The organism is Neobacillus sp. C211, from assembly GCF_051842875.1.
GTDB lineage: Bacteria > Bacillota > Bacilli > Bacillales > Cytobacillaceae > Neobacillus.
Map to the genome: position 1 here is coordinate 51,915 of NZ_JBPXRO010000006.1, position 13,758 is coordinate 65,672.

The 13,758-nt window shown below is 37.8% G+C and carries 14 protein-coding genes and 1 pseudogene; 11 read left to right on the forward strand and 4 right to left on the reverse strand.

What is annotated here, in order from left to right; translation table 11 throughout:
* The first annotated feature begins 191 nt into the window (after nucleotides 1-191).
* Nucleotides 192-356, forward strand: a complete 165-nt coding sequence (locus ACSU6B_RS07880; protein WP_410884143.1) for a hypothetical protein — start codon at nucleotides 192-194, stop codon at nucleotides 354-356.
* Nucleotides 357-375: 19 nt separating this feature from the next.
* On the forward strand, nucleotides 376-495 hold the full coding sequence (locus ACSU6B_RS07885) for a hypothetical protein (protein ID WP_410884359.1): 120 nt from the start codon (nucleotides 376-378) through the stop codon (nucleotides 493-495).
* A gap of 59 nt (nucleotides 496-554) precedes the next feature.
* Here ACSU6B_RS07885 and ACSU6B_RS07890 read toward each other — a convergent pair whose 3' ends face one another.
* Both ACSU6B_RS07890 and ACSU6B_RS07895 read right to left on the reverse strand, forming a co-directional pair.
* A complete protein-coding gene (locus ACSU6B_RS07890) occupies nucleotides 555-1,409 on the reverse strand; it encodes a hypothetical protein (RefSeq protein ID WP_410884145.1) in 855 nt (284 codons plus the stop codon).
* A 229-nt stretch (nucleotides 1,410-1,638) separates the two neighbouring features.
* The gene (locus ACSU6B_RS07895) at nucleotides 1,639-1,980 is read right to left on the reverse strand and encodes a DUF3889 domain-containing protein (protein WP_410884147.1); all 342 of its coding nucleotides are present in this window, start codon (nucleotides 1,978-1,980) and stop codon (nucleotides 1,639-1,641) included.
* 152 nt (nucleotides 1,981-2,132) lie between these two features.
* On the opposite strand from ACSU6B_RS07895, the gene ACSU6B_RS07900 reads away from it, so the two are divergent.
* The 5 genes and pseudogenes from ACSU6B_RS07900 to ACSU6B_RS07920 all read left to right on the forward strand — a co-directional run bounded on the left by ACSU6B_RS07900 (nucleotide 2,133) and on the right by ACSU6B_RS07920 (nucleotide 6,481).
* Nucleotides 2,133-3,137: a DUF3231 family protein gene (locus ACSU6B_RS07900; RefSeq protein WP_410884149.1), complete on the forward strand. Its 1,005-nt coding sequence runs from the start codon at nucleotides 2,133-2,135 to the stop codon at nucleotides 3,135-3,137.
* Nucleotides 3,138-3,303: 166 nt separating this feature from the next.
* Nucleotides 3,304-3,780 (forward strand): annotated as a pseudogene (locus tag ACSU6B_RS07905) (GNAT family N-acetyltransferase); the annotation flags it as partial.
* A 9-nt stretch (nucleotides 3,781-3,789) separates the two neighbouring features.
* Entirely contained in the window at nucleotides 3,790-4,362 is a 573-nt protein-coding gene (locus ACSU6B_RS07910) for a GNAT family N-acetyltransferase (RefSeq protein ID WP_410884361.1), read from the forward strand.
* Between the two features lie 32 nt (nucleotides 4,363-4,394).
* A complete protein-coding gene (locus ACSU6B_RS07915) occupies nucleotides 4,395-4,934 on the forward strand; it encodes an HD domain-containing protein (RefSeq protein WP_410884151.1) in 540 nt (179 codons plus the stop codon).
* A gap of 128 nt (nucleotides 4,935-5,062) precedes the next feature.
* Nucleotides 5,063-6,481, forward strand: coding sequence for a tetratricopeptide repeat protein (locus ACSU6B_RS07920; RefSeq protein WP_410884153.1), 1,419 nt, complete (start codon nucleotides 5,063-5,065; stop codon nucleotides 6,479-6,481).
* 95 nt (nucleotides 6,482-6,576) lie between these two features.
* Here ACSU6B_RS07920 and ACSU6B_RS07925 read toward each other — a convergent pair whose 3' ends face one another.
* Complete coding sequence (locus tag ACSU6B_RS07925; protein WP_410884155.1) at nucleotides 6,577-6,804, reverse strand: hypothetical protein; 228 nt, start codon at nucleotides 6,802-6,804, stop codon at nucleotides 6,577-6,579.
* A 129-nt stretch (nucleotides 6,805-6,933) separates the two neighbouring features.
* Between ACSU6B_RS07925 and ACSU6B_RS07930 the strand changes: the two genes are divergently transcribed.
* Nucleotides 6,934-7,416, forward strand: a complete 483-nt coding sequence (locus ACSU6B_RS07930) for a DUF2269 family protein (protein WP_251032753.1) — start codon at nucleotides 6,934-6,936, stop codon at nucleotides 7,414-7,416.
* Between the two features lie 61 nt (nucleotides 7,417-7,477).
* Here the strand turns inward: ACSU6B_RS07930 and ACSU6B_RS07935 are convergent, their stop codons facing one another.
* Entirely contained in the window at nucleotides 7,478-8,830 is a 1,353-nt protein-coding gene (locus ACSU6B_RS07935) for an FAD-dependent oxidoreductase (RefSeq protein WP_410884157.1), read from the reverse strand.
* A gap of 149 nt (nucleotides 8,831-8,979) precedes the next feature.
* Between ACSU6B_RS07935 and ACSU6B_RS07940 the strand changes: the two genes are divergently transcribed.
* The 3 genes from ACSU6B_RS07940 (at nucleotide 8,980) to ACSU6B_RS07950 (ending at nucleotide 13,483) form a co-directional block, all read left to right on the forward strand.
* On the forward strand, nucleotides 8,980-9,663 hold the full coding sequence (locus ACSU6B_RS07940) for an AlkZ-related protein (protein WP_410884363.1): 684 nt from the start codon (nucleotides 8,980-8,982) through the stop codon (nucleotides 9,661-9,663).
* A 282-nt stretch (nucleotides 9,664-9,945) separates the two neighbouring features.
* A complete protein-coding gene (locus ACSU6B_RS07945; RefSeq protein WP_410884159.1) occupies nucleotides 9,946-11,190 on the forward strand; it encodes an MFS transporter in 1,245 nt (414 codons plus the stop codon).
* 661 nt (nucleotides 11,191-11,851) lie between these two features.
* Nucleotides 11,852-13,483 carry a M4 family metallopeptidase gene (locus ACSU6B_RS07950; protein ID WP_410884161.1) on the forward strand — a complete coding sequence of 544 codons (1,632 nt, stop codon included), beginning with the start codon at nucleotides 11,852-11,854 and terminating at the stop codon, nucleotides 13,481-13,483.
* Nucleotides 13,484-13,758 lie beyond the last annotated feature (275 nt).

The window sequence follows — 13,758 nt, forward strand, 5'->3', positions numbered from 1 at the left end:
AATGCAAGCGCTTTTTTTAATAAAGTCATGACAACACAGGAAGGTGTATTCATTATTCTTAGCGGATTTAATAAAAATAATCTAAAAAATGCCCATTAAATATAGGACACATGACGAAGAGGCAATATTACAGATGCATGAATAAATACATACATTGAAAATATTGGCAGTATTTTTAGGAGGAAATTAAGATGAGTATTTTTCTAAAACAAGTTTTTGTTGGTTTACCGATAACGATCGGAAATAAAGATGCAAAGAATCCGATGGTTTTGTTGAAGAGGGGCAGAGGTATACTTTGGTTGACCGACCATATCCACAATGGACCATTCAAAAGTGCAATCAAATTATCATGCTAAGAAACAAAACATTGAGGAAATGCGTGAACTTTCCCAATGTGAATTACTTGAACCAGGGATGAGAACCACGCTAGAGAAACGAATAGAAATGAGGGAAACACTGGATATCAGAAATAGAGTGTTTGGGCCAAATGATTAATTGCTAATTGTCCTTCCCTTTCAAAAAAAGCTGTAATATATAAATATTTTACAGCTTTTTTATGCTTCCTCTTTATAGGGGACCCTAAACAATCTTTTATTAACAATCCCCGTAATAAGGGTAAGTAATAAAGATAGCCCCACATAGTACGGCTGGTCCCACCATACCAAACTATGAAGGACTCCAACTCGGATCAGAACTTTGTTCACCGCAAACATAAGTAATCCTGCTAAGATATATTTGCTCCACTTCTTTTTCCAGCTAAATTTAGTCATTAGACAATAAAACAGACTTTCACATAAATAGAAAATAGCTGCTAAGGCAATCGAATCCCGTCCAGAATTTTCAAACCACCCAGGAGTGTATATTCGATTCGAGAAAAAGATGATCGGCAGAATATGGGTACTAGCAGAAATGGATCCAGTGATTAAATAAAGCATCCAATAATGTTTGAGCCCTTTTGAAGGGTGTTTAATCCATTTATAATAAACTTTAGACATCGCAAAATAAAAGGGGAGTCCAAACCCAGTATATGCTAACCTCCACCAATTATGGGTATAAATATGAAGCTTTAAAAATAACCATTCAATCCCGACAAATACCCCTGAAAAGAAAACCATCCAAATCCACCCTAAGTGCAAGATCGCTATTAAGGTGGCAACGACGGGTAAAGAAAAGGTATTGGAGACGAATGCCCCTAAATTGCTGTCATAAAATGTATTATACTGGATAAAATTTGGGTCGTATTCATAGCTTCCTAAGAAATTAAAGATAATGGTTTCAATAATATAGCCCATACCAATCATAGTTAATAATAGGAATAGAGTTTGCGTATTTCTTTTTTTGAATAGTATAATACAAAATACACAAGTGCTGAGAACCAGTAAAGCATAATACCAATATGAATTATGCATATTATTCACTCCGATAGTAACTGGATTAATATAGTTTGTTCCTAAGAATGGAAATTATGCACTAGGGCTTACTATTTATAAACAAAACCACTAAGTAGAAACTTTTCTTAGTGGTTTACTTGGTTTTTAATAATGTTCTTATTTTTTATCAATCAGGTCATAGCCAGCAATATCCAAATTCCTATAGAATCCTGTCTTACTAGGCATTTAGATCCACCTTCAAAAGGAATTACCTTGCTGTCTCCTCAAAAGTTATCTTAAGGACCTTTTCGGTCTGCTTGTTAAATTCAATTGTGATGAAAACGCCGAATTCTCTATTGTTTTCTTTTAACCAAAGCTTGAACCTTTCAGTGGAGGTTTGTGGTCCACTCGTTCTTCCGATGTGGAGATAATCAATTATTTTTGCATGCGGATATTTTTCATGAGTTTTCTTTAGTGCTAATGCACCCCACTTGGCATAGGAGGGAATCGGTTTGTGTTGTGCACTTACTTCATGAATGGGGGTCAGTGGATGTACACTTACCGAGATGAAAAGTAAGCTTATATATAAACTAATCAGGATCTTTTTCACGTAATTACCCTCTTTGTTTTTGCTTATATCATTTCATTTCGGGCAATAACTTATGTAGGTTTTTGTCAATCACTTTATTTGTTTACCTTAAACACAAAATAATTCATAACCCTCGCTCATTTGGTAAATAATACAATTGAGGTGGCGAAAATATGGATAAGGGAAATTTAAGACTCACAGCTTCCGAAATAGGTTCTCTTTGGGGACAATATATAAATGGAACGATGACTGACGTGGTAAATAGATATATGGTCTCCATTATTGATGATCAATCAATAAAGGCCTTTTTTGAGGATGCCATTCAGACCTTCGGAGGACAAAAAAAACAAGCCGCTGCTTTTTTAGAGAGTGAGGGCTTTCCGGTTCCGATTGGATTTACTGAATATGATATCAATAAAGGTGCAAAGAGATTATTTACTGATATATTTTGCTTAAATTACTTACATATCATGACCCTGCATGGGCTTATAGGTCATTCAACATCCTTATGTGTTTCTGTCAGAGCAGATTTACGCCATTTTTTCGATTCATGTTTAAATGATGGAAGTAGGATGTACCACCAAACCGTTGAGCTATTGCTCGAGAAAGGGCATTTCCAGCGCGACCCTTATATTTATCCTTCCGCGAACCCTGAGTTTATCTCCAGCAATGATTTCATCGACGGATTTTTTGGAAAAGGGAGAAGTTTAGCATCCATTGAAATCATCAGTATTTTTTTAAACCTAAAGAAAAGTATGATGAGTAAAGCCCTTTGCGTTGGATTTAGTCAGGTTGCTCAATCAACAGAAGTAAGGAAGTTTATGACAAAGTCGCAAAACGTGGCTGAGCAGCATATCGCAACCTTTTCAAAAATCCTGCAGGCAGATCATTTACCAGTTCCTCGTTCCATGGAAACGGAAGTAACCACTTCAACAGTGTCTCCTTTTTCCGATAAGTTAATGATGTATCATATAGGTTTCTTGTCACAAGTTGCGCAAGCCTATCATGGGACAGGTTTGGCATCTTCCATGAGATCAGACCTCGTTGCAGCGTATGAAACCATTATTCTAAAAAATTTGTACGTAACCAAAAAGTGGTTTAACATAATGGAACAAAATAAGTGGTTGGAGCAACCGCCACTTGCCCCTAATAGAACAGAAATTGCCAAAGAAAAATAATTTAGGACCTAAAAGCCAAGATGTAGATGATATCTCGGCTTTTTACGTTTTCCGAGCAATAAACAGGAATGGAATTATATTTATAGAATTAATAAGAGAAGCAATTTGTAGTGGGTAAATTTTAGGTAAATAGAGAAACACAAAATGGATTAAAGGGGGGATCATTTTGAACATTAAATTATTAGATACATCTGATGCAGAGAGGTATTGGAAGTTAAGACTAGAAGCACTTAAACAAAATCCAGAGGCATTTTTAACAAGTTATGAGGATGCCATAAAAAGAGAAAATCCCATTGACCAAGTTGCCCGTAACTTTACCATAGAAGGAAACTTTACGTTTGGTGCATTTGATGATGAAGAACTAATCGGAGTAGTCACCTTACTTCAAGAAAGTGCCGAGAAAATACGGCATCGAGCAAATATTTTTGCGATGTATGTCACGCCCAAGAAACAAGGACTAGGCGTAGGTAAGGCATTAATGGAAGAGGCGATCAATAAAGCTAAAACGATGGAAGAGATTGAAAAAATTAATTTATCAGTGATGGCAAGCAATGAAAAGGCGAAAAATCTTTATACCCAAATAGGTTTTATAGTGTATGGATTTGAAGAAAATGCCCTAAAAGTGAACGGAATTCATTATAATGATGAACATATGGTTCTGCATTTGAAATCGGTAAAGGGAGATTCGACCCTTAAAGGTGAAAACATCTATATTCGACCATTTTCCACAGAAGATGCACATGCACTGCTTACATTACAAACCGAAAACCGAAGTTTTTTCGAAAAGTTTTCGATGGAACGAAATGACGATTTTTATTCGGTTGATACTCAGTTGAACCGGATACGTATGTATGAAGAAGATGGTAAAAGTGATCAGACATATACGTTTGGAATTTTTAAAAATGATGGTCTCTTAATTGGTACTATTAATCTATTTCAAGTACTAAGAGGCTCGCTTCAAAGTGCGTTCATCGGTTATTTTTTAGATGAAAAGCACAATGGGAAGGGCTACACAACTGAAGCGGCTAAGCTGGTTGTGAAATATGCATTCAATGAATTGAAATTACACCGGATAGAAGCCGGTGTCATGCCTCATAATATTGGTTCCATTCGAGTGTTAGAGAAATCCGGATTTCATAAAGAAGGAATCGCTATGAAAAATGTAAAGATCAACGGAAAATGGGAAGACCATCAAGTTTTGGCGATTATTAATCCGAATGACTAATATTATTTAACGTGAAAAGGAAGGTCCCAAAAATGAATATAGTTGAAAAAGCGCTGCAGATAGCGAGTAAAAGTCACCGAAACCAATGCAGAAAGAATACCGACATCCCTTATATCACGCACCCGGTTACAGTCGGAATGATGTTAATGAAAGCTGGGTACGATGATGACATTATCGCAGCGGGGATTTTGCATGATACGGTTGAAGACACAGATCTTACTTTGAAAGATATTGAGCGGGAATTTGGGTTAAGAATTGCTAGCATTGTGGAAGGATGTTCTGAACCCGATAAATCGCTTCCCTGGAAGGAGCGAAAGGAACATACGATTGAGTTTTTAAAGACAGCATCAGAGGAAATTCGTGTGGTTGCCTGTGCCGATAAATTACATAACATTCGCTCCATCCTAAAGGATTATGAACAGCAGGGGGATGCTGTGTGGAACATATTTAACGCCGGCAAAGAACATCAAGCGTGGTACTACACAAATATTGTTGACAGTCTCGGTCACAAGTCAACCTTCCCATTACTAAAGGAATTAGTAGTTGAAGTAAATCTGCTTTTTAAAAAATAATGTCGGTAAGACTCGAATCGGAAGGAGAGGACCTTGGTAAAGGAACTCTTTTTTTCGATTATGCTATAATAAAGTCACAAAAGTAAATTACTTTAATAAGTGTATATTATGATAGGGGGCAAGGGTGAATGGATAAAAAACTAATTATGCCAACTGAAATGTCGATAAAAGATAAAAAACATAATGTAAAGGGTAATATAATAAGGGCAGCTGTATTCGCACGAAGCAAAGTAATCGAGGTAATGACCGCTGACCAGGAAAGATATTATCTTATTTATTATAAAAATGCCCTTATATATGGGGAGAAGCTTGATCAGATTGAAGAAGGAACATTTATAGATAAGGCATTTCATGAAGGTATTATTATTGAATCCCCACATCCGCTCTTAAGCGCATTAATTCCCCACGTAAACAACACCATTCCGAATAAAAATAACCTTTTTTCTCAATTACAAATCCATTATTCTCTTCAGGAAATGGTCTACATTCTGACAACACTTGACTCGTTTTTTCAAAAAGAACAGCTGATTAAGATCATCGACAAAGTTTTCTTCCACTTTAGAAGAAACGGGAAATTTATGAAATCCTTTCAAATCATTCAAATGTTAGCTGATTTTGCACCGACAATAAAATCTGCACAAGAACGTTTGGCCTCTCTCGAATTTAGTTCATACAACCATTTTTACCATTCCTCGAGTTTACCTGTAATCCAAATGAAGGACCCTCTATATGTTGAATTACATTGCTTCAAAAATCGAACCAATCCAGATGAACGAATATTATTAGAAGAAATCGTAAGAAAACAAGACGGTTTAGATGAGTTATTGCTGTGGTTAGAAAATGCAAAGAGGCTAAAAGCTGCTGAATCCATTGAAAAATATACCAGCATTGCTTTACGTTTTGTCTCGATGGAAGAATGGATGCTAATTTTAGCTCAAATCAACCTCAATCCGTTTCAAGTGCTGCCTGATTCAAAATCTATAGTCGAAAAAATGCTTAAAGACGGTAAGTATGAGAAAGCTGCCTTATGCATATTAGATTTTATCGATGACATGCCCGCCTCCTATGATGCTATACTCCTTTTAATATGGGGAAATTCTGACCCGAGCTTTGTCATAGAACATTTAGACGAATTTATTAAATTGTTACAGCACCTGCCACATACTGAAAAGACCAAGCAATTTGAACAAAAGGTGTTTCAATTTGCTGAAATCCTTCTTAAGGAGCATGATCTTAAAACTGTTCATGAAAAACTTATCCCTATTCAAAAGGTAATCCCGGATTTAGAGGTGATTAGAAAAATTAGTGAAATGGTAAATTTATTAGAGGATCCCGATCGGATGATGGAATTGGGTGATTATTATGCGGAGTTTAAACAATTCGATCAAGCGATCGATTGCTTCTTCTGGGAAATGGAGCTGCAGCCGCAAAATCCTTCTCCCGTACGAAAAATCAGCAAAATGTATCAATCTAAAGGGATGGTAAAAGAGGCTTCAGCCTATCAAAAAATTTTCGCTCAATTAAAAAGTAATCAAGAAACTGGATGATCCACCATCATCCGCTTAACTAGTCGCATAAGCTAAGGTCATCAGAGTAAACTTCTGATGACCTTTTGTGGTTACTATACCTTTAATCATAAAAACTAAATTTTGTTTTTAACATCCTCCCTTATTCGTTCGATAATATTCTCGGATAAATTCGCAGGCAGGGATGTGCCATTTTTGAAAACCCAAGCATTTACTAGTTCAAGGTCTCCTTTTTTAAAGGTAATACTGTAATCTTGATCTTCGTATGTAAAATCAGCTGTCACTTCTTCCTGGTCATAAGCTTCCTCATCAATAATCATATTAAATATTTCAAAAGGTTTCACAGTTAAGCTCCTTTGTATCTTTATTGTATGTAAATAGGGTTAACTTTAAAAATTTGTTTATTCAATGGTAGCCACAAAAACTACTATATTTCACTTTAATATATTAAATAAGAATATGATAAAATGGGGATGGGAGCGAATGGAGGTTGGCAGCAATTGATTACTTTCTATAAAATCCTTGTATGTATACATATTTTTTCAGCCATCCTGGGGATGGGGCCAGGTTTCATATTAACGACAGTGGTCAAATCTGGGAAGAACATGACCGAATTAAGACATTCATATAGGATTAGACATAAGTTACATATATTTGTAATGGTCGGCGGCACGCTTTTATTAATCACAGGGTTGAGCATGGGGGTCATCAATCCGAGCCTATTTCGGATGGGATGGTATGTAACCAGTCTCTTTCTCTTTTTGGCTGCACTAGCAATTGGACCACTCGTTTTATCACCTAGGTCAAAACCAGTTAAAGCCCTATTAGCGTCGCACAAAGGAGAAGAAATTCCCGAAGAATATTGGAGCTTATCAAAAATTCTATTTCGATTTGAAAACCTTGAAAATGTGATCTTTCTCATCATCATCGCCCTGATGATTTTCAAGCCATTCTAAAAAGGTGTCAGGCACCACTCGTAGACAAATGTCCACGAACGGTGCCTGACACCATTTAAGTTTACCGCTTAACTTGGAATAGGACTGCTTTTAACGTGGAAGATGAGAATAAGCTAATTGGATGGGCTTTCAGTTGAAGTACATTGATAAGCTTTCCGTATACCTTTTGATTGCTTTCACAGGCTAAAATCACTCGTTTTACATACCACTTTAGTAATGGCAGGCCAAACGGTTTTGCACCGTCGGTATGGGTGAAGCGAAAGTCTTCAGTTAAAGCGATTAACCATGGGACATCTATGATTTTACTGAAGCTTCGATGAGTATTTTTCGAAATTTGTGAAAGCTTATTTTTATTTAACGCTTTTTGAAGTTCCTTTTTCAGAGCAATCGCCTCAAGTGCAGCGATGCTCATCCCCTGTCCAAAAACAGGATCAATACGACAAAAGGCATCCCCAATAACAATTAGTCCATTTGGGAAACGTTGTAGCTTCTCATAATGAAAGCGGCGTAAGGCTGGAAACCGATAAACGCTGACATCCGTCTCAGGTGTACCATTTTTAATTGCTTCATATACATCAGGTTGTTCAAGACTTTTGGCATAGTTTATAAATTCCTCTTCCGTGCTAGGTGGTGATTCCACGCCATAGCCAAGTAATGTCACCATCCAGCGCTGATTTTCAATTGGGGAAATACTCCCTCCACGATTCTGTCTAGGCGGATTAGGGTAAACCAATAAATTACCCCAGTCTTTATTTTGGGTGGTGGAAAGCGAGCTGTAGATGCGACTGGCATAGAAAAGGTTTACTTTTACTTCGGTTTTTTGGGGACCATCGAAACCTAATTGTCTGAGCCAATTAGTTGAATTTGACCCAGCCCCTGTAGCATCCACAACCAAATCAGCGTTAAGTGGAATGGCTGCTTCTCCATCCTTTTGAATTTCTACTCCTATGATACTGGTAGAATCACTATTTATCAGCATCCTTTTCACTTTGGCACCATATAAAAAGCTTATATTTGAAATCATCTCGAGCCTGCGCTGGATATGCCATTCAAGGAAGGGTCTGCTTTGCTGGATAATTGATATTCCGGCATGGAATTTCACCTTCCAGCTCCCATGATGATTCCAGGCTAGCTCACTGGTGAAATCTGATTTTACCGAGCCATCTGCGATCAGTTCATCGATAATCCCTGGAAAAAGTTCAGTGAGAATCTCCTCACCACTTTTCAAAAGAGCGTGGCCATGTGACCCTTGTGGCACTCCGGTTCTGGTCAAATGTTTTTCGCACTTTTGGTCCTTTTCTATAATTAACACTTCTTCAAAAAAGTCGGACAGGATGCGTGCAGCGAATAAACCAGCAATACTTCCGCCGATAACAAGTGCTTGTTTTCCTAAAAAACTATTTGTTGTTGACATTCCTAGCAAACCCCCGATAATACTATTTGCACGATATAATTAATGGTTAGTATTATATCATTTTTTTATGGTTTCTATGAGTTTAGAATGTAGAGGATTTACCTAAACTAATAGGGAATTAAAGAGAAAATCGGATTAAAGGGAGATTGGTGTGTTTGGTAGATTATAAAATTAGTACATATGAGGAAGCAGTCAAGGTCATTAAGGAAGTTGGTTTACTTCCATTATCACCGCTAATACCTAACTACCCATCACTTGATAGCATCACTCCGAAAGAGAATTGGCATTCAGGTTCGGATGATGATCCATGGATGTGGCGTGCAAGGTTCCCAGTTGATGGAGTAGCTGCCTACGGAAAATTCATTAAGAAAAAGTCTATTTTAATCTCCTCTGAACTCCTCCCTTTAGTAAGTGCGATATTGGGGTCACAGTATTCAGTGGCTAAACGTTACAATGACGGTCTTGTTTCTAGAGAAGCTTTAGAATTATTTACTTTAATTAGTGAGGAAGAAGGCATAGACACAAGAGTATTAAGGGCCAAAGCAGGCATGAAAGACAAAGAAAAGAAAAAGGCTTTTGATAACGCATTGTTGGAATTACAGGGGTCTATGGATATTGTTGTTTCAGGGACAAAGGAGAAAACAAACGTTTCGGGCGAGAAAAACGGCTGGAGCAGTACATCCTTCGAAACACTTGCCTTTTGGTCAAAAAATAACCACGTGGATCAAAGAAAAATAGAAATGGACGAAGCAAAACATGAGCTGAAAAACCATTTTGCGCAGTTATGCGGTCCCGAGTCCATGAAAGCATTAGTAAAGATTTTTAAGCTTTAGGTTTAGGTAAAATTCATTGATTTACATTTTATGACAAACTTCGCTCTTGATTCTTAGCGTAGAATAAAGTAGTATGGAAACTACGATATTCGAAAGGGTGACCATAAAGCCAATGATTCACTAAACCTATTAAAAGAAAAAATTCGGATCATCATACGAACATATTTCTGGATAGGGTTAGTGCGGGCTTTTATAGACAAAAGGGAGTAGAAGGTACTTGGTGTACTGTGCCCTTTTGCTGAAGTACCTCCTGTCCAGATAAATGGATAAGGAGGTTTTTTTATGGAAGAAACAAAATCAAACATTACCATGGGGGATTTATTTAGAAATCGAGTGATACGTACCATCTTGCTCTCGACATTATTTTTACAAATCGGTATTTGGGTACGTAACTACTCCATATTGTTATTTGTTATTGAGCAGACAAATGAAGATCCGGTTGCGGTATCGCTTATTTCTGTAGCAGAATTCGCGCCTATTTTTCTATTTTCCTTTATTGGAGGCACCTTTGCTGACAGATGGCGTCCGAAACGGACAATGATATGGTGTGACTTCCTCAGCGCGCTGTCTATCTTTATTGTATTGTTAACACTAGTATTTGGGGGCTGGAAAGTTATTTTCTTCGCCACACTTGTATCATCGATTCTTTCACAGTTTTCACAGCCTTCTGGAATGAAACTGTTCAAGCTTCATGTAAAGGAAGAACTTATTCAAATGGGTATGTCGATGTACCAAACGGTGTTTGCTTTGTTTATGATTTTAGGGCCGATTATCGGTACGTTTGTTTACCAGCATTACGGCATTAGTGCAGCGATTGCCATTATGGGTATTGCCTTTATGCTTTCGGCAGCGATTCTATTTATGCTTCCTCCTGACCGGGAAAACGAGGAAAATGCTGTAAAAACCACACTTATGGAGGAAATGAAGGAAGGCTTCCGTTATGTTTGGAACAGCCGGGCACTGACTTTGCTGGGTGGCTGTTTTGCAGCAGCAGGTTTAGGACTGGGGCTAACGCAGCCACTTTCCGTTTTCCTCATTACGGAACAACTTGGTTTACCTAAAGAGATGCTGCAATGGTTGATGGCAGCGTTTGGGGCAGGAATGATTTTAGGTGGAGGTCTCACGATGGGGTTAGCGAAAAAGACTCCTCCGCAAATCTTGCTTGCAATTGGAATGAGCGCCAGTGCTCTCGGATTTTTTGTAATGGGGCTATCAGAGCAGTTATGGCTGACATTGACCGCGCAATTTATTAGCGGCTTGTTTATGCCCTGTATTCACATTGGAATTAATACGATGATTTTGAAAAATACAGATGAGGCTTTTATTGGTCGAGTCAATGGCATTTTAAACCCGATGTTTATGGGGACCATGGTGATTACCATGAGTGCGAGCGGATGGCTGAAGAAAACAACTTCGCTTGTCGCGATGTACGAAGCGTCAGCCCTACTCTTTATTGTGGGTGTAATTATCCTCATTCCACTCTTTAAGCGTTCGGTTAGTGTATTGAAAAAGAGTGAGGAAGTATAAGTTTTAAAGCTGCTCTGTTTTTTAGAGCAGCTTTTTTACGCAAAAAAACACCAGTGCATGAGTATACCCTACCAATTATTTTGTGATTATTATGAGAAAATTATATTTATAAAAGTATTAGATCGATAATAGATTGAGAAACCGCAAATTAGGAATAAGGGGAAGAAAGTTCTGTCAAATCCTGTATATGTATAATAAATGTTCTCTTTTTGTGGATTCTAATACCAAATGGTATTTATTATCCGGTGGATGGAGGAACCTCCTCGAGCAGATGATCGGGATGCAATCATTAAGGGCTATGAGACTAAGTTTAAGTTACTATATTCAACTATTTTTTCGAAAACTGTCATTTTTTAAATGTCGGTTTTTTTCTTATTTATTTAAACTGCATATGAATTACCTTTTGATACTATGAAGTTATTAATAAAAAATTGAAACTTTTGGACCATCAGGATTTCACCGTTTATTCCTCCAAAAAATAATCGAATAAATTTTCCCAACGCAAAAATGAACTTAACGTTGGATTTTTAATAGAATAGATGATATTTTCGCTGGTGCCTGACACCATGTCCCACACTTTTTCCCAATTATCCTAAAGGATTCATCGTGTTATGATTATTTTGAAAATTCGTGCAGAATGATCATTAGGAGGCGGTTGGAGATGAAAAAGAGAACTTCGCTTGTACTAGCTTTGGGATTAACAATGGGGTCTGTGCTACCGATTACAGCTGCGGCTGAGACAATTCCTTACAATGTTACGGTTAAGAAAGACGCGTCGCAGTTTGGTAAGGATGCAAAGGTCAACTGGAAGAAAGGACAAACGGTACCATCTTTTGTCCATGGGAAACTATCGACCAAAGTTTATAAAGACATAGATGGGATTAAGCAATTTTTAAAAGAAAATAAGGCACTTTATCAGTTAGATACAGCTAAAGATTTAACTTTACTCGATGTTGAGACGGACGGGCTAGGTAGCACTCACTATAATTTTATTCAATCGATTCAGGGGATTCCGGTGGATGGGGCGAAGTTTAAGGTCCATACCGATAAAAATGGAATCGTTACAGCAGTCAATGGTGATGTGTTCCCAGAAGCATCTTCTTATTTCAAAGGGGCCCTGAAAGCACAACTATCCAAGGAAACTGCCCTTGATCAGTCTTGGAAATCTATAAAAGTAACCAAAGAGGAAACCATCACCAATGCTGAAGCAGGTCCTACTGGCAAAAAAATAGAAGATACCGTTGAAAAGGCGGAACTAGTTGTTTATAAAAATGGTAATGAATTTAATCTGGCTTACAAAACAAATCTGCAATTTATTCAGCCATATCCTGCAAACTGGGTGGTCTATGTGGATGCCGTAAATGGTAACATTTTAAATTCCTATAATGCAGTAGCTGATGGCACTGGGGTCGGTGTTCTAGGAGATACGAAAACGCTTAATACCTACTATTCAAGCGGTACGTACTATTTATATGATATTACTAAGCCAATGACGGGTGTCATAGAAACAAGAACGGCGTTAAATAGATCCCGATTACCTGGAAATTATTCTGTTGACCCTGACAATAATTTTAACGCAACGTCACAGCGAGCCGATGTAGATGCCCACTTCTATGCGGGTGTCGTCTATGATTATTATAAAAATACGTTTAATAGAAACAGTTTTGATAATAACGGAGCGACTCTTCGCTCAACCGTCCACTATGGCAGGAATTACAACAATGCGTTCTGGAATGGTTCGCAAATGGTATATGGGGATGGAGATGGAATTACCTTCCGTTCATTGTCAGGTGCGCTTGATGTCGTAGCCCATGAATTAACACATGCAGTAACAGAAAGAACAGCTGGGTTAGAGTATCAGTATCAGTCAGGTGCATTAAATGAGTCCATTTCTGATACGTTCGGAGTATTCCTTGATAAAGGCGATTATTTAATAGGGGAAGATGTGTACACGCCTAATAAAGCTGGCGATGCGCTCCGCAGTCTATCAAACCCTAGTCTTTATGGACAACCAGAGAATATGAGCGGCTATGTTAATACTACTTCGGATAATGGAGGAGTTCACACGAACAGCGGGATTCCCAATAAAGCAGCCTATTTAACGATTTCAAGTCTGGGTACAGCTGTCGCTGAAAAAATCTACTATCGAGCTCTCACCGTTTATTTAGCTCCACAAAGTGATTTTAGCGACGCACGCGCGGCTCTTCTTGCAGCTGCAGCTGATTTGTATGGCTCAAGCAGCACACAGTACAATGCCGTTAAATCTGCTTGGACACAAGTGGGAGTAAACTAGGCCATTAACTATTTCCAATGTCAGCCGTCACATAATGTGATGGCTGACATTATTATGGGCAAAAAAAATAGATTGGTGTCAGGCACCAATCCAAAATGGGAAGTTTTAAGAAATGAGCTCTTCGAACCATTTCCTAATTAAGTTACTTTTATCATAAATAAAAAATGTGTAGAACTTAGGTGGAACTTATGTGGAAGTTGTGAAGATGGAAATATCCAAAAGTCCCGTTTAATTGAATAGTTTTTATTTTAAAGGAAAAAACTATGTAGAAATAA

What these genes read in the sequence shown, in the direction of transcription:
- ACSU6B_RS07880 (WP_410884143.1), top strand. Translation starts at nt 192, where the DNA reads ATGAGTATTTTTCTAAAACAAGTTTTTGTTGGTTTACCGATAACGATC.
- ACSU6B_RS07885 (WP_410884359.1), top strand. Translation starts at nt 376, where the DNA reads ATGCGTGAACTTTCCCAATGTGAATTACTTGAACCAGGGATGAGAACC.
- ACSU6B_RS07890 (WP_410884145.1), bottom strand. Translation starts at nt 1,409, where the DNA reads ATGCATAATTCATATTGGTATTATGCTTTACTGGTTCTCAGCACTTGT.
- ACSU6B_RS07900 (WP_410884149.1), top strand. Translation starts at nt 2,133, where the DNA reads ATGGATAAGGGAAATTTAAGACTCACAGCTTCCGAAATAGGTTCTCTT.
- ACSU6B_RS07910 (WP_410884361.1), top strand. Translation starts at nt 3,790, where the DNA reads ATGGTTCTGCATTTGAAATCGGTAAAGGGAGATTCGACCCTTAAAGGT.
- ACSU6B_RS07915 (WP_410884151.1), top strand. Translation starts at nt 4,395, where the DNA reads ATGAATATAGTTGAAAAAGCGCTGCAGATAGCGAGTAAAAGTCACCGA.
- ACSU6B_RS07920 (WP_410884153.1), top strand. Translation starts at nt 5,063, where the DNA reads ATGGATAAAAAACTAATTATGCCAACTGAAATGTCGATAAAAGATAAA.
- ACSU6B_RS07930 (WP_251032753.1), top strand. Translation starts at nt 6,934, where the DNA reads ATGGGAGCGAATGGAGGTTGGCAGCAATTGATTACTTTCTATAAAATC.
- ACSU6B_RS07935 (WP_410884157.1), bottom strand. Translation starts at nt 8,830, where the DNA reads ATGTCAACAACAAATAGTTTTTTAGGAAAACAAGCACTTGTTATCGGC.
- ACSU6B_RS07945 (WP_410884159.1), top strand. Translation starts at nt 9,946, where the DNA reads ATGGAAGAAACAAAATCAAACATTACCATGGGGGATTTATTTAGAAAT.
- ACSU6B_RS07950 (WP_410884161.1), top strand. Translation starts at nt 11,852, where the DNA reads ATGAAAAAGAGAACTTCGCTTGTACTAGCTTTGGGATTAACAATGGGG.